This is a genomic window from Acinetobacter sp. YZS-X1-1, from assembly GCF_000804305.1.
Taxonomy (GTDB): Bacteria; Pseudomonadota; Gammaproteobacteria; order Pseudomonadales; family Moraxellaceae; genus Acinetobacter; species Acinetobacter variabilis.
The window spans coordinates 52,224-68,726 of record NZ_JWHB01000011.1; the positions used below are offsets into that span (position 1 = coordinate 52,224).

The 16,503-nt window shown below is 44.1% G+C and carries 16 protein-coding genes; 10 read left to right on the forward strand and 6 right to left on the reverse strand.

Translation table 11 applies throughout. The annotated features are described in order from the left end of the window. The first annotated feature begins 265 nt into the window (after positions 1–265). The 6 genes from RJ01_RS07920 to RJ01_RS07945 are packed head-to-tail and all read left to right on the forward strand — an operon-like array spanning position 266 to position 9,721. Positions 266–2,023 (forward strand): ABC transporter substrate-binding protein, encoded by a 1,758-nt coding sequence (locus RJ01_RS07920; RefSeq protein ID WP_034170657.1) that lies wholly within the window; start codon positions 266–268, stop codon positions 2,021–2,023. Positions 2,024–2,045: 22 nt separating this feature from the next. After that, positions 2,046–3,848: an ABC transporter substrate-binding protein gene (locus RJ01_RS07925; protein ID WP_034170658.1), complete on the forward strand. Its 1,803-nt coding sequence runs from the start codon at positions 2,046–2,048 to the stop codon at positions 3,846–3,848. 19 nt (positions 3,849–3,867) lie between these two features. After that, a complete protein-coding gene (locus tag RJ01_RS07930; RefSeq protein ID WP_034170659.1) occupies positions 3,868–5,871 on the forward strand; it encodes a M3 family metallopeptidase in 2,004 nt (667 codons plus the stop codon). 17 nt (positions 5,872–5,888) lie between these two features. Then, positions 5,889–6,827, forward strand: a complete 939-nt coding sequence (locus RJ01_RS07935) for an ABC transporter permease (RefSeq protein ID WP_004783323.1) — start codon at positions 5,889–5,891, stop codon at positions 6,825–6,827. Between the two features lie 7 nt (positions 6,828–6,834). Then, entirely contained in the window at positions 6,835–7,983 is a 1,149-nt protein-coding gene (locus tag RJ01_RS07940; protein WP_034170660.1) for an ABC transporter permease, read from the forward strand. 10 nt (positions 7,984–7,993) lie between these two features. Then, a complete protein-coding gene (locus RJ01_RS07945; RefSeq protein WP_034170661.1) occupies positions 7,994–9,721 on the forward strand; it encodes an ABC transporter ATP-binding protein in 1,728 nt (575 codons plus the stop codon). A gap of 199 nt (positions 9,722–9,920) precedes the next feature. Here RJ01_RS07945 and rluB read toward each other — a convergent pair whose 3' ends face one another. Genes rluB through RJ01_RS07960 form a run of 3 tightly spaced genes read right to left on the reverse strand, consistent with a single transcriptional unit; the run spans position 9,921 to position 12,388 of the window. Next, positions 9,921–10,964, reverse strand: a complete 1,044-nt coding sequence (gene rluB / locus RJ01_RS07950; protein WP_004783318.1) for a 23S rRNA pseudouridine(2605) synthase RluB — start codon at positions 10,962–10,964, stop codon at positions 9,921–9,923. Positions 10,965–11,006: 42 nt separating this feature from the next. Further along, on the reverse strand, positions 11,007–11,597 hold the full coding sequence (gene scpB / locus RJ01_RS07955) for an SMC-Scp complex subunit ScpB (RefSeq protein ID WP_034170662.1): 591 nt from the start codon (positions 11,595–11,597) through the stop codon (positions 11,007–11,009). Further along, positions 11,594–12,388: a ScpA family protein gene (locus RJ01_RS07960; protein ID WP_034170663.1), complete on the reverse strand. Its 795-nt coding sequence runs from the start codon at positions 12,386–12,388 to the stop codon at positions 11,594–11,596. Before RJ01_RS07960 ends, scpB begins: the two co-directional genes overlap by 4 nt. Positions 12,389–12,838: 450 nt before the next feature. On the opposite strand from RJ01_RS07960, the gene RJ01_RS07965 reads away from it, so the two are divergent. Continuing rightward, positions 12,839–13,375: a hypothetical protein gene (locus RJ01_RS07965; protein WP_034170664.1), complete on the forward strand. Its 537-nt coding sequence runs from the start codon at positions 12,839–12,841 to the stop codon at positions 13,373–13,375. Between the two features lie 45 nt (positions 13,376–13,420). Then, a complete protein-coding gene (locus RJ01_RS07970; protein ID WP_034170683.1) occupies positions 13,421–13,882 on the forward strand; it encodes a hypothetical protein in 462 nt (153 codons plus the stop codon). A 13-nt stretch (positions 13,883–13,895) separates the two neighbouring features. Here RJ01_RS07970 and RJ01_RS07975 read toward each other — a convergent pair whose 3' ends face one another. From RJ01_RS07975 to RJ01_RS07985, 3 genes are all read right to left on the reverse strand, one after another. Continuing rightward, positions 13,896–14,162 carry a hypothetical protein gene (locus RJ01_RS07975; RefSeq protein WP_034170665.1) on the reverse strand — a complete coding sequence of 89 codons (267 nt, stop codon included), beginning with the start codon at positions 14,160–14,162 and terminating at the stop codon, positions 13,896–13,898. Positions 14,163–14,200: 38 nt separating this feature from the next. Next, positions 14,201–14,818 carry an L-threonylcarbamoyladenylate synthase gene (locus RJ01_RS07980; RefSeq protein ID WP_034170666.1) on the reverse strand — a complete coding sequence of 206 codons (618 nt, stop codon included), beginning with the start codon at positions 14,816–14,818 and terminating at the stop codon, positions 14,201–14,203. A gap of 86 nt (positions 14,819–14,904) precedes the next feature. Further along, positions 14,905–15,567, reverse strand: coding sequence for an elongation factor P hydroxylase (locus RJ01_RS07985; RefSeq protein ID WP_034170667.1), 663 nt, complete (start codon positions 15,565–15,567; stop codon positions 14,905–14,907). Between the two features lie 99 nt (positions 15,568–15,666). Between RJ01_RS07985 and RJ01_RS07990 the strand changes: the two genes are divergently transcribed. After that, positions 15,667–16,224 carry a DUF177 domain-containing protein gene (locus RJ01_RS07990; protein WP_034170668.1) on the forward strand — a complete coding sequence of 186 codons (558 nt, stop codon included), beginning with the start codon at positions 15,667–15,669 and terminating at the stop codon, positions 16,222–16,224. 77 nt (positions 16,225–16,301) lie between these two features. Continuing rightward, the gene (gene rpmF / locus RJ01_RS07995; protein WP_004279227.1) at positions 16,302–16,484 is read left to right on the forward strand and encodes a 50S ribosomal protein L32; all 183 of its coding nucleotides are present in this window, start codon (positions 16,302–16,304) and stop codon (positions 16,482–16,484) included. Positions 16,485–16,503 lie beyond the last annotated feature (19 nt).

Consider the following 16,503-nt stretch of genomic DNA (forward strand, 5'->3'; position numbering starts at 1 on the left):
ATTTAATTAATGATTCATGGAAAATATTATGTTATTCATAATGTTTTAAATAATTAATAAAAATAAACTTTTTTCAGTTAAAAACAGGAAGAAATCCCTATTTTTTGCAAGGATGGCATGAAATTCGCTTTGTTCAGTTTATTCCATCTGTCCAGCTTTGACCCATCCATTGAAGCAAATATGGGATGATGTATTTAAAACTTCCTATAGCAATAAAACTTCAAGATAAAGAATAGGTACAAATTTGAAATCAGCACTTTTTAGCATGACGATTTTGGCCTTGGCTATGAGCTCGGGGCAAACTGCCTGGGCAAAATCATCTGCACATCCGGATAAAGTTTTAAACCTGGCTTTCGAAGCACCTGATGATGGTTTTGATATGGTCAAAACCTATAATTTTTATAGTGGTAGCGTTGCTGAGGCCATTTTCGAGCCTTTGTTGCGTTATGACTATCTGGCCCGGCCTGCAATTTTGGCCCCCAATACAGCCGAGTCTTTACCCGTCGTTGAACAGGATGGCAAAGTTTATACCTTTAAAATCAAGCCAGGAATTTATTTCAGTCCGGATCCGGCCTTTCAAGGCAAGAAGCGCGAACTGGTCGCCCGGGATTATATTTATTCCATGCAAAGGGTGATGGATCCGAAAAACCATTCGCCTTCTTTTTCTTTTATTGAAGGCAAAATTCTTGGCGCAGATCAAGTCCTTCGGCAGGCTAAAAAAACGGGCAAATTTAACTATGATGCTCCGATTGCCGGTTTAAAAGCCCTAGATAAATATACCTTACAAATTACCCTGACCCGTTCAGACCTGAACTTTCCTTATATTCTGGCCTATGTCGCTTTTGCTGGTACTGCACGCGAAGTCATCGAACATTATGGCGATCGGGTAGGTCAGCATCCAGTCGGAACAGGGGCATACCAGTTACACAAATATGTACCGCGTAGCCGCATTGAGCTGACTGCCAATCCAAATTATCGCGGTTTTGTCTGGAACTTCAAGGGGGATGGTTCAGAGTGGGATCAGCGGATTGTCAAAGCCATGCAAGGCAAGCAGATGCCGCAAATCGGCAAGGTCAAGATCAGCATTATTGAAGAAGAACAATCACGCTGGCTGGCCTTAAAATCTGGACAATTAGACTATGACAAACTGACTGCAAGCGGCACTGAACAGGCACTGGAAAATAAGCAGCTGAAAAGTGAATACAAGAAAAAAGGCATCCTGCACTATCCGAATAAAGAACCGGAAATCACCTATACCATCATGAATATGCGTGATCCGGTGATTGGTGGGAACTCACTGGAAAAAATTGCACTACGCCGTGCCATTGCCTTGTCCTATAACCAAAAAGAAGCCATCCAGCAGTTATATAAGGGGCATGCTGTTAAAGCTGAAATGATTCTTCCTGAAGGTGTGGGTGGATATAACCCGAATTATAGAAGTAGCATTGCCTACAACCCATTGCTTGCCAATAAACTGCTCGATCGTTTTGGCTACAAGAAAGGAGTCGACGGTTACCGCACCTTGCCTGATGGCAAACCATTGGTTCTGAAAATGAACTCGACCAGCTCAAGCTCTTCCGTTATTTCTGCGGAGCTATGGAAAAAGAACCTGGATGCAATTGGAGTAAAAGTTGAGTTTAAGGTCAGTAATTTTGCCGACAATTTAAAAGAAGCAACCCAATGCAAACATATGATGTGGGGTGGTGCCTGGATTGCAGATTATCCGGAAGGGGAAAACTTTGCCCAGTTGCTGTATGGCCCAAATGCCCAGCAAGGTAACCTGAGCTGCTATACATCTAAAGCCTATGACGCGCTGTATCAAACTGCGATGAAACTGCCGCCTCAGCAACGTACTCCATATTATGAGCAGATGAACCGCCAGATGGAGGCCGATAATCCATGGATTTTGCACAATACCCGGGTACGCAACTGGCTGATTCATCCACAGGTACAGGGCTTTAAGGCACATCCGGTGACTAGAGCAGTTTGGCAATATCTGGATATTGAACCTGTTAAAAAATAACTTGAGAAGATTAAGAACCAGTATGAATGTGAATACAAACGCTTTAAAAAAGCTGGCCAGTGGGGTCTTAGTGGCCAGTTTAATGATGGCAGGTGCTGCACCGACATGGGCTGCCAATCCCGCTAATCCGAATAAAGTCTTAAAAACGGTCTTTCCCGCGGCTGAAACCGGTTTCGACCCCGGTTATATCCATGACCGTTATTCTGCCAAGATTAACTCGGCGATTTTCGAAACCTTATATACCTATGATTATCTGGCCTCACCAGCGAAACTGGTGCCATTGACTGCGGTAGATATGCCTCAAGTCAGTGCAGACGGTTTGACTTATACCATTAAAGTTAAAAAGGGCATTTACTTTGCAGATGACCCAGTCTTTGGCGGTAAAAAACGTGAACTGACCGCCTATGACTATGCCTATTCTCTAAAGCGTCTATTAGATCCAAAGCTAAATTCACCAAATAGCTGGTTGCTGGATGGCAGGATCAAAGGGCTGGAAGCTTGGACAGCCATGGCGAAAAAGAATGGCAAAGTCTATGAAAATCCATTTGAAGGTATTCAGACTCTAGACCGCTATACGCTGGTACTCAAGCTGAATAATCCGGATCAGAACTTTCCGATGTTGCTGGCACACGGTCCGGCTGCCGCAGTCGCACGCGAAGTCATTGAAAAGTACAAAGACAAAGCTGGCTGGGTGATGAGCAAGCCGGTCGGTACAGGGCCTTATGTGCTTAGCCGCTGGACACCGGGATCACGCATTATCTTAAAACCAAATCCGGCTTACCGTGGTTTTGTCTGGAATTATAAAGCCAATAGTGCAGAAGATCAGGCAATTGTCAGTGCGATGCAGGGCAAAAAAATGCCTCAAATCGGCACCATTGATGTGCGTGTGATTGAAGAAGCACAATCACGGATGTTGTCATTTAAGAAAAATGAACTGGATCTGGTGGAAATCGACGGCGATCTGGTCGTGCAGGCATTGGATGGTGACAAGTTAAAACCTGAGCTGGCCAAGCAAGGCATCAAGCTGTCGCGCATGTTGGAGCCATCGATTAACTACCATTACTGGAATATGCAAGACCCGGTAGTGGGTGGTTTTACACCAGAAAAAATAGCCTTACGTCGTGCGATGGCAATGGCTTTTTCTGTTGAAAATATGATTAGCGTACTCCTTAAAGGAGATGGTGCAAAACTGCACATGCCTATCCCGCCAGGAGTTGCAGGCTATTCACCCGCTTATAAAACCAGTACACCCTATTCGGTCAAAGCCGCCAATATGTTGCTGGATCGCTATAACTACAAGATCGGTGCGGATGGCTGGCGGAGAACTCCTGAAGGCAAACCTCTGGTGATTGAACTGATTACTGCCAATACCAGTCGTGGGCAGCAACAGGGCGAATTCTGGAAAAAGACCCTAGATAATATTCATATCAAATTGACCAGTAAGGCCATGCCATTTGCTGAAGGCATCAAGCTGGAAAAGCAATGTAAAACCATGTTTAAAAGCTCTGCATGGATTGCCGACTATCCGGATGCTGACAACTTCATGCAGCTGTTCTATGGCAAAAACGTCAATGTCACCAATAATGCCTGCTTTAAGCATGCGGAATATGACCGTTTATATGAACAGAGTCAAAGCATGCCACCGGGTCCTGAACGGGATCTGGTTTATCGCAAAATGACCCGTATTCTAGAGGTCAATATGCCAACCATGATGCTGTATAGCACTTATCGTAATGCATTAACGCAACCTCATATTATTGGACACAAGTCCCATCCGATTCTGTCTACAGAATGGATGTATATCGATATTGATACTAAAAAGTAAGAAAAAGCTGGAGATGATGATGACATTAAAACACTTGAAATTTACCACACTCTGTCTGGCGATGATCGGGGGATCTCAAACCGTCATGGCAGAGACCCAAACCCAGCTTTTGCCTTTATTCAAGGCTGCAGAAATTCCGGCATTGTGTGATGCCAATCTGGATAAAATGCAAAAAGATATCCAGAAATTTGAAAGCCAGAAAATCAAAAATAAGGCTGAAGCCCGTCCTTATCTGGCAGCTTGGGATACATTGCAGGCATCGATCGGTGATTTTGTTTCACCTATCGGTTTATATAGCAATGTCGATCCTGATCCGGCCTTGCGTCAGGCAGCAGATGACTGTGAGCTGAAAATCAGTAAATACCTGACTTCCATGTATCAGAGTCCAAAACTGTATGCCCAGTTCAAGAAACTGAAAGCCACAGATCCGGTCGATGAAAAATTCCTGAAAGATATTCTGAATCAGTTTGAAAAAACCGGGGTACAACTCAGCGCAGAGAAGCAGAAGCGTTTGAAGGAAATTATTGAAGAAAGCACCAAACTGGGACAGGACTATTCCAAGAATGTACGTGATAACCCTGAAAAAGTTGAATTCACTGCTGCAGAACTAAAAGGTTTACCTACGAGCTATATCGCCGGTTTAAAGAAAAATGAAAAGGGCAATTATCTGCTCGGCTTCGACTATCCGGAATATCAGCCGTTTATGGAGCTGGCAGAGAGTGATGAAGCACGTAAACGTTATCAGACTGCCTATACCCGCCGAGGGACTGAGAAAAACCTCGAATACATGAAAAAGGCCATTGATCTGCGTTATGAACTGGCCCAGCTATTCGATAAAGACAGCTATGCTTATGTTGCCTTAAAAGATCGTATGGCCAAAACCCCAGAAGCAGTTAATAGTTTTCTGGATGAGGTTTATGCCAAAGTTGCGCCATTAGAAAAACAGGATGTTGAAGAATTACGTCAGTTCAAGGCAGAAACTTTAAAAATTCCTTTGGAAAAAGCAGAGATTGAGCGCTGGAGTCAGGGTTACTGGAGTGAAAAACTGCGTCAGGCCAAATATAAGGTGGACCAGGAAAAACTGCGTGATTATTTCCCGACTGAAGCGGCGCAAAAATGGTTATTTGCCGTGTCTTCCGAATTATATGGGATTGAATTCAAGCCGGTAAAAGTCAAAGCCTGGCACGATGAAGTCGAATATTATGCCGTGCATGATAAAGCCACCGGTGAGTTTATGGGCGGACTTTATGTCGATAAATACCCACGTGAAGGCAAATATGGCCATGCTGCAGTCTGGGGTGTTTATGGTGGCAGCCGTTTAAATCATCGCCGTCCGGTCTCTGTTTTGGTGACCAACTTCAACCGTAAAGGTCTGAACAGTAATGAGCTGGAAACCTTTGTGCATGAAATGGGTCATGCGCTGCATGGAATTTTATCGAAGACCCGTTATACCGAGCAGTCAGGTACATCGGTAGAGCGTGACTTTGTTGAAGCACCTTCGCAAATGTATGAAGAATGGGCACGCCGTTTTGAGACTTTATCTAAAGTAGCGGATTACTGTGAACCAGCTTGTCCTCGTGTTGATGAAGCCATGACCGAACGCTTAAAGAACGTGAAAAATTATGGCCGCGGCCTGCATTATGCCCGTCAGACTTTATATGCTCAGTACGACATGGCCCTGCACGGTAAAGATGCGAAAAGCATTGATCCGTTAAAACTCTGGCAAGATATGGAAAGTAAAACTGCATTGGGGTCTGTTCCAGGTCAGCAATTCCCGGGTCAGTTCGGACACTTGATGGGTGGCTATCAGGCGGGTTATTACAGCTATATGTGGTCAGAAGTACTGGCACTCGACATGCTATCCGCTTATGGTGATCATCTGATGGATCCGAAAGTCGGCATGCATTATCGCGAGACCGTACTGGCACAAGGCGGACAAAAACCGGGCGATCAGATGGTTAAGGATTTTCTGGGCCGCGAACCGGACAGCAAAGCTTTCTTTAATGAAATTTCAGGACATTAAGTCAAGGAAGGAAAGCGATGCTGGCATATATTATTCGAAGGATTTGGCAAATGATCCCCACCATGCTGGGGGTGATTCTGCTGATATTCCTGTTATTTAACTGGGTCGGAGGAGATCCGGCCTATATCCTGGCCGGTAAAATGGCCAATGCTGAGCAGATTGAAAATATCCGCCAGCAGCTCGGGGTCGATCAGCCTTATTACGTACAACTCTGGATTTTTATCCAGCAGATTTTGACCTTTGATTATGGCGTGAGTTGGAGTACCGGTGAGTCGGTATCCCAGATTATTACCACTCGTTTGGGGCCATCACTGACCATTCTGATTCCACTCACGATTCTGCAAACAATCGTTTCAATCATTCTGGCACTCGGGGTAGCTTCAGTACGCGGTTCGTTGACTGACCGCATGATCATGATGTTGTGTACCATCGGTATGTCGATCAGTATTCTGGTATATATCATCGTGTTCCAGTATGTCTTGGCTTATGAACTGAGCTGGTTTCCAGTACAGGGCTGGAGCGATAACTTTACTGAAAACTTATTCAAATATGCACTATTACCAGTATTAATCATGCTGGTGGTGAGTATTGCACCGACCTTACGTCTGTACCGCAGTTTTGTTCTGGATGAAGTCAATCAGGATTATGTCCGCACCGCACGTGCCAAAGGTCTGGGCGAAAGCCGTATTCTGGGCGTGCATGTACTGCGCAATGCTTCGATTCCAATCATTACTGATGTCATGGCGGGACTTCCGGCTTTACTGATCGGTGCTTTCCTGATTGAACGTTTCTTCGGTATTCCTGGCATTGGCCGTGAAGTAATTATCGCAGTTGAGCGTTCTGACTTTCCGGTAATTAAAGCGATTACGGTCTATGTTGCGGCTGCGACCATGTTATTTAACCTGATTGCCGATCTGATCTATAAATGGGTCGATCCACGTGTACAGTTGAAGTAGGTGAATTATGCTGAGTGCGATATTTAAAAAAGAGCAACATGCTTCAGCAGTGCCTGAGTCTGCTTCAACCGGATTATGGCAGCTGGCGTTGCGTCGTCTGAAACGTGACCGTATTGCGATGTTCTCCCTATTTGTGGTGCTGTTTTATCTGCTGATGTTGCTGCTTTCCATGACAGGTGTGATTGCCAAGGACTGGAATAAAGAAGTAGCGGTGAGTTATGCACCCCCAAGCTTTATCTATACACCGTCTATGCCTGGAGCGGCAGGTGAAGATCAAAGTACTGAATCTGCCGTAGTACCAGTTAATCCAGTTGATCCTTTAAAAGATGTGATTGCAGAACTGGAAGCAGAAATTGCTGCTGAACAGGGCGCAGGTGTGATTGATTATTATGGTGTAGTCGATCCACTGGCTGAAGATATGAAAGCCATTGATCAGGAATTAGGGGGTCAGTTACTGGATCAGAGTAGTGAGCTTAAACAGAGCCTGTTCTTTGGCGCAGATAAATGGGGTCAGGATGTACTACTGAAAACCATTAAAGGTGCAGAAACTTCGATTTTAGTTGGCCTGATTGCTGCGCTGGTTGCGGTGGTGATTGGTACAGTACTTGGTGCGATTGCTGGCTATTTCGGTGGTTGGGTCGATGATGTGCTGAACTGGTTCTACAATATCTTTACTTCTATTCCTTATCTGTTGCTGGTGTTAGCGATTGCAGCAGTACTGCAACAAAAAGGGATCTTATCGATTATCCTGATTTTGGGTCTGACCGGCTGGACCGGGGTATTCCGCCTGGTTCGTGCGGAATATATGAAGCATACTGCACGTGAATATGTACTGGCAGCGAAAGCCATTGGGGTAAGCAATATGCGCCGTATCTTCGTGCATATTTTTCCGAATGTCAGTCATATTGCTTTGGTTCAAATGTCCATTCTTGCAGTGGCCTTTATCAAGTCCGAAGTCATTCTCAGCTTCTTAGGCTTTGGCGTACCTATTGGTGTGGTGTCATGGGGTAGTATGCTGAATGAAGCGCAAAGCGAGCTGATTTTAGGCAAATGGTGGCAGTTGACTGCGGCATCGGTGGCGATGGCGGTACTGGTGACAGCTTTCTCAATGTTTACTGATGCATTACGTGATGCATTAGATCCAAAACTGAAATAGGAGCGCAGCGATGTCTGAAATGAATCCAAGCACAGCACCCGCGTTACTTCGCGTAGATAACTTACGTGTCAGTTTTAAAGGTGAAAATAAACAATATGTGGAAACGGTCAAAGGAATTTCATTTGAAATTCCGGCCAATACCACAGTGGCGTTAGTCGGTGAATCCGGAAGTGGTAAATCTGTGACTTCATTAGCAGTGATGGGACTTTTGGCGCCAGAAAATTCTAAGGTCACTGAAGACAGTCAGATCCTGTTTGAAGGTCGGGACTTATTGAAACTTAAGTCGAGTGAAATGCGTCAGATCTGTGGCAAAGAAATTGCCATGATCTTCCAGGAACCGATGTCCTCATTAAATCCGGTGTTTACCGTAGGCATGCAGATTTCTGAAATTCTACGCCTGCATTTGGGCATGAATAAAAAGCAGGCCCGTCAAAGAACACTGGAACTTTTGCAGGAAGTCGGTATTCCTTCACCGGAAACCAAGATTGATGCTTATCCAAGCCAGTTGTCTGGTGGACAGCAGCAACGGGTGATGATTGCCATGGCTATTGCCTGTGAACCGAAACTCTTGATTGCTGATGAACCAACGACGGCATTAGATGTGACTATCCAGAAACAGATTCTGGACCTGCTTGAATCCTTGCGTCAGCGCCGTCAAATGTCGATGTTATTCATCAGTCATGACCTAGCGGTAGTTGGTGAAATTGCGGATCAGGTCATTGTAATGCGTTATGGCGAGATTCGTGAGCAAGGTTCGGTGACAGAAGTCCTGAACAATCCTCAGGATATTTATACCCAAGCCTTGTTGCATTGCCGTCCACAGCTGTCGCACCGTCCTTTGCGTTTGCCGGTGATTAGCGACTTTATGAAACAGGATAGTCTGGCGCATGACCTGCATGCGAACGCTCCGCTACAACAGGAACGTTCCCGTGGTTTAAAAGGTAATGAAGAGATCATTCTCGATGTACGTGATCTGAAAAAATCCTTCTATAGCCGTAAAGGCCTATTTGGCAAAGATGAATTTCAGGCTGTGAAAGGCGTGTCTTTTCAGCTGGCTAAAGGCAAAACCTTAGGGCTGGTTGGGGAGTCAGGTTCTGGTAAAACCACGATTGGTTTGCTCCTGATGCGACTGCAACAAGCTACAGGCGGCAAGGCGTTGTTTCAGGGTAAAGATATCTTGTCGATGACTGAAAAAGAGTTTACGGCCTATCAGCGTAAAATCCAGATCATTTTCCAGAACCCTTATGCTTCTTTGAATCCGCGTTTTACCGTGGGACAAATCCTGATGGAGCCGATGCAGATTCATCATATTGGCAAGGATGATGCAGAACGTAAACAGATGGCACTTGATTTATTAGAAAGGGTCAGCTTACCGGCTCAGGCCTTCTATCGCTATCCACATGAGTTTTCAGGTGGCCAGCGTCAGCGGATTGCAATTGCACGCTGTCTGACCTTAAAGCCTGAGATTTTGATCTGTGATGAATCAGTGTCCGCACTGGATGTATCCGTACAGGCGCAGGTACTGAACTTATTGCAGGATTTACAGGATGAATTTGGTCTGAGTTACATCTTTATTTCGCATGATTTGTCAGTGGTGAAATATATTTCTGATCAGATCATGGTGCTAAATCATGGTGATCTGGTGGAAATTGCCAACTCAGATGACCTGTATCAGTCTCCGCAACACGACTATACTAAGCGTCTGTTAAGTGCGATTCCTCAGGGTATTCCGCAGTAATTTGCTAAAGTACGAAATAAAAAATGTCCACATTGCTGGGCATTTTTTATGACGGGAATTCACTTTCAGGAAATAGGAGGGAGATATTCGCCTTTTATATCGGGGGCTATTGAGAAGACTAAGGATAGATAAAATTGAGTCATTATTATTGTTCTTGCAAAAAAAAGAGCCACCGAAGTGACTCTATCTTATTCAAAGCCTAGAACTTTTTAAAGCCTTTATTCGCACCATATAAACCGCGTGGTGCATTACCTTCACGGTTTTCGCGGCGGCCAAACTGGTTGTCTTCACGGTTGTCACGACGTGCAAACTGGGTGCCATTCTGGTTTTCACGACGACCAAAGCCTTGATCATCGCGACGTTCACGGTTGTTGTATTGCGGCTGCTGCTCATCGGTATCACGGCGTTGCTGACGCAAGTAACCACCACGGCGCGCTGCCATTGGTTTTTCCTGCATACGCTCATTACGACGTTTCGCCATGCCGAATAAGCCGGTACCTTGACGCGGTTTCAGCTCAACTGATTTGGTCAGGTTATCGATATCCTGTTTATCCAGTTCAATCCAGCGACCTGTACGAAGTTCACGTGGCAGAATCACGGTACCGTAACGGGTACGTAATAAACGGCTGACTTTCAGGCCTTGTGATTCAAAGATACGACGAACCTCACGGTTACGACCTTCTTTCACGACAACTTGATACCAACGGTTGATCCCGTCACCACCCAGTTCAGAGAATGATTCAAACTTCGCAGGACCATCATCTAGCACTACGCCTTTCAGCATGTTGTTTTTCAGTTGTGGAGTCACTTCACCCATGACACGAACCGCATATTCACGTTCGATTTCATTTGATGGGTGCATTAAACGATTCGCTAGTTCACCGTCATTTGTGAACAGTAACAGACCGGTCGAGTTAATATCCAGACGGCCGACCATTACCCAGCGATCGCCTTGAATTGATGGGAGGTTGTCAAATACTGTTGGACGCTGTTCAGGATCATTACGTGAACAGATTTCGCCCTCTGGCTTGTAATAAATCAGGACACGACGACGGATTTCGTCTTCGATCTGGAACTGCACTTTACGACCATCGATGCGAAGCTCATCACCTGGTTCGATTCGTTCACCCACTTGGGCAATCTGCCCATTAACACTCACGCGACCTGCGGCAATGACTTCTTCCATATAACGGCGAGAACCCAAACCAACACGTGCAAGCACCTTTTGCAACTTTTCACTCATGACAGCATAACCTTAGAAATAATTATTCAACAGTTCACCTATTTATGACTTCGGTGCATTCGCATCGAGCGCCATAAAAGCTTCCTTGGCATCCTGCAGGGGAGGCAATTGGCCTAAAGAATTTAAGCCAAATGCATTTAAAAATTGTGGCGTTGTCACTAACAACGCAGGTCTTCCAGGGAGTTCACGAAAGCCGGATTCTTTAATCCAGTTCCAGTCAAACAGCGTACGCAAAATCTGACTGTTATTCGTGACACCACGAATTTGTTCAATATCAGCTCGGGTCACTGGCTGATGATAAGCAATCACCGCAAGCATCTCCAGTAATGAAGGTGACAGGCGTGTCGGTCGCTCAGGCCAGGTCTGTGCAATAATATTACGATATTTTACACGCACTTGAAAACGGTAACCTTGCACAGTTTCAACCAGTTCAATAGAACGACCATGCATCAGCATGGAAAGCTGCTGTAAATACTGGCGCAGCTCCTGCTTCGTATAGCGATCCTGAAATGCTTCTTTCAGTCGAGCTAAGGAAACAGGGGAATCACTGGCAAAAATAATCGCTTCCAGCTGCATCAGAATTTCATGCAGATTATCTTCCGCAGACAAGGAGATATTATGTTCTGTGTTCATGCATGTGCTCCTTGAATTGCGAGCGGGGCTTCAATGCCTGTAGCAATAATCTGAATTTTTTGTTGACGTGTCAGTTCCAGAACCGCCATGAAGGTGACGACCATGCCCATCCGGCCCTGGCTTGGTTTGAGTAAATCTGCAAAAGAAAGCACTTCACCAGTTTCCAGGCAGCTTTCAATATAGGCAATGCGTTCTTCAAGTAGCACCGGTTCCTGTTGCACCTGATGAATCACCGGCTCAGGACGGTTAAAGATACACAGCAGGGCATCACGCAGCAGATCGACGTTGTGACCTTCATTCGGTTGAATGAACTCGCCCAGACTGACATTGGTCTCAAACGTATCACGTTCAAGCACACTCATTTGGTTCAGACGTTCTGCGGCCTGTTTAATGCGTAAATAATTTTCCAGACGATCAATCAATTCCTGTTTCGGATCTTGCTCCGTCGCAGAAATACTTTTGGGTTTTGGAAGAAGTAAGCGGGATTTGAGGTCCGCCAATAATGCCGCCATTACCATATAGTCTGCGGTCAGCTCAATATTGAGTGACTTCATCGCATCCATGTAGGACAGATATTGGGCAGCAATCGGGGCGATATCGACTTGCAGCAAGTCAAAGCCATTTTTTTGGATCAGGTAAATTAAAAAGTCGAGCGGGCCTTCGAAATGCTCTAACAGGATTTCAAACGCTGAAGGAGGAATGTAAAGATCCTCAGGAATCGTCTCCTGCCATTCATCCAGTACACGGATGTGTGGAGTAGGTTCCATCATATTATGGATGCTTTGATTCATATACAGTTGTTGGCCACGCGAATTTTCAAAGGCATGAAGGCTGATTCTTCGATCTCACATCGAAAGAAAAAGCATGTAAAAAGTTGATCTTAGTGTACTCGAAAAATACCTCTAAATAAATTGGATATGGAGTTAGATACAAAAAAACAGTAGCTTTTACGGCTATTCTTCGGTTTTTGATCATATCAAATACAGGGATGCCTTTCTGAATTAAGGGTTCATAGAAATGAAGTTAAGCTCCAGTTGGGTTTGCAACCCCTAAGATCGATCATGAGCAATGACAAATATTGAGAATTAGATCAGGAAAAAATCATTCTTTAGCAGCAATTAAAAAGTAAAATTTTTAAAAATAAACCTTAAAAACAGATATCTATCATTCAAAAAGTATTCTAATATCTCAGAAAAATATGCTGATGAATAAAACAACTAAAAACAGGACGGGTGATCAATATGCCTATTATGCTGGTACTTATTGCCGTGATTGGCTTGGGGGTATTCTGGGGTTATCCCAAATATGAAATGATGCAACTTGAAGACCAAGCACGTCAGCAGCTTCAATCAGGTAAATTTGCCGAGTTAGAAGCGAAGTATCAACCCATACTTCAAAGAGAAAAGGTAGAGCTTACGATTCTGGATCAGTATCCAAATATTCGCTTTTATACACGCTGGCTTGAAAATGAAAATAAAAAACTTTCTGTAAAGAGTGAACAGAATGTCAAAAACATAGCCTGTGATTCTGTAGAGGCTTTTCAAAACTTTGATTACAAGTCTCGAACTGCAGTCTTAAATGTGATTGAAGAAGATCAAATTGTTTTTCATATGAATGTCAAAAATAAATTTGGTACGGACATGATGCAACATCAGCCAAAGCTGTCGGATTGTCCAAGTTTTTTGCAAATGAGAGCATTAAAAGCTGGGGAAGAATATGTCCCACCACCTCAAAAAAATGCCCCAGTAGACATGGTTGCACCTGCTGCATCGGTTTAGGAAGAAGCTGCGCAACCTTTAAGCTAAAATCCTATGGATAAAAATATGAATATAAAATTTGTTGTTGTTGGCCTTTTAGTGATTGCCGGACTATTTTTCGGAACTGAAAAGTATTGGGAGCATAAGTTTCAACAGCAGGCACGAGATAATCTAAAACAGGTACACATGGATGCACAGACTCAACAGCGACTGGAAAATAGTGGTCTGCCCATCTCTGGAGATATACTGAATCAGTATCCGAATATTATTACCTACATGAAACTCACCACTTTCGCGGATAATCAATTACCGACAGAAATCCAAAGCCATGTACGACAACTTGGTTGTATGCAGGTTGACCAGTTACAAGGTCAAGAGCCAGATTTGGTAAAAGCCTATATAGCGGTGCTTGAAGAAGATCAGGTTTCATCCAGCTATACCATTCAAAATAAATTTGGCAAGGCTGTCTTTGAACATAAACAGATACTAGCAGACTGCCCAAATTTTATGAATTTGCGTCAGTTATAAATATGTTGTGGTCCTACTGCTTTAACGCATATTCAATTATTCGCTGGCAGGTATCTGCCAGACAAACATTGTTCGTTGAATAAACTTGTAAAAGCTTTCTTGCCATCGCGATCTCAAGAAAGTATGAGTATTCAATATTATTGATATTCAGATTTAATTCTGGCTTGGAATTTTTATCGATAGATATTGCCTTGGATTCCAGTGTCCAAGGCAATTCGGCATAGATTAGATGATCGGCAGGAAATTCATTCAGGTTCAGGAGGATATAAAACAAATCCATTTTATTTTCTTCTGAGACTTCATTAGAAGCAGCTTTATTTATTCAAAAGCACTGACATCACCGACACCACGGCGAATCACTTCAGGCTGATCACCCGATAAATCCACGATAGAAGTTGTGCTTAATGTACCTAGGCCACTATCAATAAATACATCGATGCGTTTGCCGAGCTGCATTTCAATCTCGTATGGATCATCCATTGGATCAGTCTGATCTGGCAGGATCAGGGTTGAGGTTAACAGGGGTTCACCCAGTTCTTGAAGCAGCATCTGACACACGGGATTGCTGGGGATACGTAAACCGATGGTTTTTTTCTTCGGATGCATTAAACGTTTAGGTACTTCACTGGTGGCTGGCAGAATAAAAGTAGTGACAGCAGGCGTATTATTTTTCAGCAAACGATATACGGCATTGTCCACTTTGGCATAGGTCGCAATGTCCGACAAGTCACAGCAGAGAATGGCATATTGGTGCTTAGGGCCTAGACCACGAATCTGGGCAATGCGCTCCATGGCATTTTTATTTCCGATCTGGCAGCCAATTGCATAAGCGGCATCAGTTGGATAAACAATTATATCGCCGGCACGGATACGTTCCACGGCCTGACTGATCAAACGTGGTTGGGGATTGTCTGGGTGTACGCGTAAATGCAACATAAACTCTGTCTCCGATCCTGTGCTGACTTTATTATGAGATTGCCTGCGACGGACATGCAATCTCAATAACGATAAATTTGTATAATTTAATCAAGCATTTCACGAATAAATTCGTCGGATTGTAAACTTTTGCCATTCCGTGTACAGGCACAGATACAATCAATAAAACGTTTTGCGTCACGCGGTAGTTTGGCTTCACCACTAAAATAACGCTGTACCTGTGCATAGACATTATCTTTAAAGCTGCTGCCATTGCCGCCTTCACCGGTCAGGTTGTCTAAAGACACGCGAAATTTACGCCCAAAGGCTTTGGCAAACATCCATTCAATCGCCTGGGGCTTGACTTCTACCTGTTCAAATAAAGCTTGCTGTTCCTGGGTGCGGCCATCTGGCGCATACCAGTAGCCCAGATCTGGCAATAGACGACGTTTGTCGCCGGCAATGGTCCAGTGGCTGATCTCATGCAGCGCACTGTTGAAGAAACCATGCGCAAATTGAATGCGGGCAGGGGTATCTTTTGTTGCCGGGAAATACTCCGGTTCAAAATCACCACGGACTAAAGTGACATTTAGGTGGGAAAACCAGTGATTAAAGTGTAAGATGAGCCAATCAACCTGTTCTGCTTCTGACGATACATTCGCCCACGGTAAGCGTTGCACTTGCTGTAGTGAGCTGTCAGAATTCAGAGTTGAAAGTGTGCTAACGAGTGATGAAACATTCACTTCTGTTTGCGGCTGCAACAGATGCATGACTGAAATTACCCAATTGGTCTGTCTAAAAATAAGTACAAAATTGTATCTTAATCTTTGACAGAGTTCTGATGAATTTGTAGAATTGCCGCCTTAATTATGTCAGCAAATACCTTTCCGGCACAGATTGAGCCGTTTAAATGGGCTGAACAGGGCTTTAAATGGTCAGGTCAACTGCCTTTATCCCGCTTTGTTCGTATTGCTCGTGAAGCTGTTGGATCAATTGATGATCAATTGATTAACATAGACTGTAAGCTATCAATGGATGCTTATCATCGCATTGTGTGGCTAGATGGCCATGTTGAAACGAAAGTTCCAATGGAATGCCAGCGTTGTCTGGAAACCGTTGAGATTAAACTCGTTTCAGATTTTCATCTTGCCCTTGTGGATGACGAATCACTGATAGAGCGCTTGGATGAGGATGCTGATTTCATCGTCTTAGGTGAAAGTGAAGCAACGACGAAAGGTTCATATGATGCACCTGCCACCGCTGATTTACTGGCACTCATAGAAGATGAATTGTTATTGTTGATGCCGTTGTCTCCTAAGCATGATGTTTGTGAGCATAAGCACCAACCTGCTCAAGAAGAAGTTGTTGAAGAAAAACGGGACAATCCGTTTGAAGTTTTGGCAGCTTTGAAGGGTAAACTTAACTAATTTTTGTGTTATACTCATACGTATAAGACAATCGAATTTGTTCTGATCCATTTTTTCGATATTTGTAAGGAGCCATCATGGCCGTTCAGCAAAACCGTAAAAGTCGCTCTCGCCGTGACATGCGCCGTTCACATGACGCTTTAACTGAGAATGCATTAACTGTAGACCAAGCTACTGGTGAAACTCATCGTCGTCACCACGTATCTAAAGATGGTATCTACCGTGGTCGTCAATTATTCGCTAAAGCATCTGCTGAATAATTAATGATGTATTAAGCGT

Coding starts and splice junctions, on each gene's coding strand:
- RJ01_RS07920 (WP_034170657.1), top strand. CDS start 266: ATGACGATTTTGGCCTTGGCTATGAGCTCGGGGCAAACTGCCTGGGCA.
- RJ01_RS07925 (WP_034170658.1), top strand. CDS start 2,046: ATGAATGTGAATACAAACGCTTTAAAAAAGCTGGCCAGTGGGGTCTTA.
- RJ01_RS07975 (WP_034170665.1), bottom strand. CDS start 14,162: ATGGATTTGTTTTATATCCTCCTGAACCTGAATGAATTTCCTGCCGAT.
- rpmF (WP_004279227.1), top strand. CDS start 16,302: ATGGCCGTTCAGCAAAACCGTAAAAGTCGCTCTCGCCGTGACATGCGC.
- RJ01_RS07930 (WP_034170659.1), top strand. CDS start 3,868: ATGACATTAAAACACTTGAAATTTACCACACTCTGTCTGGCGATGATC.
- RJ01_RS07985 (WP_034170667.1), bottom strand. CDS start 15,567: ATGCATCTGTTGCAGCCGCAAACAGAAGTGAATGTTTCATCACTCGTT.
- RJ01_RS07990 (WP_034170668.1), top strand. CDS start 15,667: ATGTCAGCAAATACCTTTCCGGCACAGATTGAGCCGTTTAAATGGGCT.
- rluB (WP_004783318.1), bottom strand. CDS start 10,964: ATGAGTGAAAAGTTGCAAAAGGTGCTTGCACGTGTTGGTTTGGGTTCT.
- scpB (WP_034170662.1), bottom strand. CDS start 11,597: ATGAACACAGAACATAATATCTCCTTGTCTGCGGAAGATAATCTGCAT.
- RJ01_RS07965 (WP_034170664.1), top strand. CDS start 12,839: ATGCCTATTATGCTGGTACTTATTGCCGTGATTGGCTTGGGGGTATTC.
- RJ01_RS07945 (WP_034170661.1), top strand. CDS start 7,994: ATGTCTGAAATGAATCCAAGCACAGCACCCGCGTTACTTCGCGTAGAT.
- RJ01_RS07960 (WP_034170663.1), bottom strand. CDS start 12,388: ATGAATCAAAGCATCCATAATATGATGGAACCTACTCCACACATCCGT.
- RJ01_RS07980 (WP_034170666.1), bottom strand. CDS start 14,818: ATGTTGCATTTACGCGTACACCCAGACAATCCCCAACCACGTTTGATC.
- RJ01_RS07940 (WP_034170660.1), top strand. CDS start 6,835: ATGCTGAGTGCGATATTTAAAAAAGAGCAACATGCTTCAGCAGTGCCT.
- RJ01_RS07970 (WP_034170683.1), top strand. CDS start 13,421: ATGAATATAAAATTTGTTGTTGTTGGCCTTTTAGTGATTGCCGGACTA.
- RJ01_RS07935 (WP_004783323.1), top strand. CDS start 5,889: ATGCTGGCATATATTATTCGAAGGATTTGGCAAATGATCCCCACCATG.